At 69.2% G+C, this 1,441-nt stretch carries 1 protein-coding gene; it reads left to right on the top strand.

Going from position 1 to position 1,441, the window contains the following annotated elements; translation table 11 throughout:
- Positions 1-229 precede the first annotated feature (229 nt).
- Entirely contained in the window at positions 230-1,420 is a 1,191-nt protein-coding gene (locus ABZS54_RS42935; protein ID WP_355548898.1) for an IS110 family transposase, read from the top strand.
- The last annotated feature ends 21 nt before the right edge of the window (positions 1,421-1,441 follow it).

Below are 1,441 nucleotides of genomic sequence, written 5' to 3'. Positions count from 1 at the left end.
GTCCCTACCTTGTTGATGGGCAGGGCGAGCCATTCGTAGGGTTCTCCCACCCAGAGGTGTCGGGTGTGGCTTTCAGGCGTCTGCCGATCGTGGCTTCCCTCGATTTGCCGCCCGGCACCTCGCGACGACTCGGCCGCTGATTAGGAACTGCGATTCGGTCGCTGTGTAGGGACTCGACGGCGAGGTCGTCTGCGGGAGAACACGAACCGACAGGCTTTCGGAGGGGCGCGTGGCAAAGATTTGGGTCGGGGTGGACGCGGGGAAAACCCACCACCACTGCGTGGCGATCGACGAGAACGGCAAGCGTCTGCTCTCGCGGCGCGTCGCCAACGACGAGCCGATATTGCTGGACCTGCTCGGCGACGTCCTCGCCCTGGGCGAAGAGGTCGTCTGGGCGGTGGACCTGGCCGACGGCGCCGCCGGTCTGCTGATCGCACTCCTGGTCAACCACGGTCAATACCTCCTCTACATCCCCGGCCGCGTGGTCAACCGGGCGGCCGACGGCTACCGCGGCGACGGCAAGACCGACGCCAAGGACGCGGCGATCATCGCCGACCAGGCCCGCGTCCGCCGCGACCTGCACCCCCTGCGGCCCGGCGACGAGCTCACCATCGAGCTGGGACTCCTCACCGCCTATCGCATGGATCTCGCTGCCGATCGCACCCGGACCGTCAACCGCCTCCGAGCCCTGTTGACCGGCATATTCCCCTCCCTGGAACGGGAGTTGGAGCTGACCAATGTCGGACCTCTGGTCCTCCTGACGGGCTATCAGACCCCGGCGGCGATCCGCCGTGTCGGCGCCCGGCGGCTGGAGACCTGGCTGCGCAACCGCAAGGTCCGCAATGCCGCGCAGCTCGCCGCCGGCGCCGTCGCGGCCGCCGAGCGTCAGCACACCGCCGTGCCGGGCGAGAAGGTCACCGCCCGACTCGTGCACACGCTCGCACGGGAGGTGATGGCCCTCAACGAGCGGATCGCCGAGACCGACAAGCTCGTCGAGGGTCGGTTTCGCGAGCACGAACACGCCGCCGTGATCGCGAGCGTGCCGGGTATCGGGCCGTTGCTCGGTGCCGAGTTCCTCGCCGCGACCGGCGGCGACATGGCCGCGTTCGCCACCCCCGACCGCCTCGCCGCCTTCGCCGGCGTCGCCCCGGCCCCGCGCGACTCGGGGAAGGTGAGCGGGAACCTGCACCGCCCGCAGAGATACAACCGGCGCCTCCAACGCGTCTTCTACACCTCCGCGTTGATCAGCATCCGCTGCTGCGAGGAGTCCCGCCGCTTCTACGACCGCAAGCGAGCCGAGGGCAAGCGACACACCCAGGCCGTCCTCGCTCTGGCCCGCCGTCGCGTCAACGTCCTGTGGGCCCTGCTGCGTGACGGACGGTGCTACCAGCCCACACCGCCGGTCACTCTCGCCGCTTGACAACAAGATTAGGAATCGAGG

Source organism: Embleya sp. NPDC005575 (assembly GCF_040605455.1).
Taxonomy (GTDB): domain Bacteria; phylum Actinomycetota; class Actinomycetes; order Streptomycetales; family Streptomycetaceae; genus Embleya.
The sequence above is the reverse complement of the archived record's forward strand: the minus strand, read 5'-3'. Positions and strand labels throughout refer to the sequence as shown.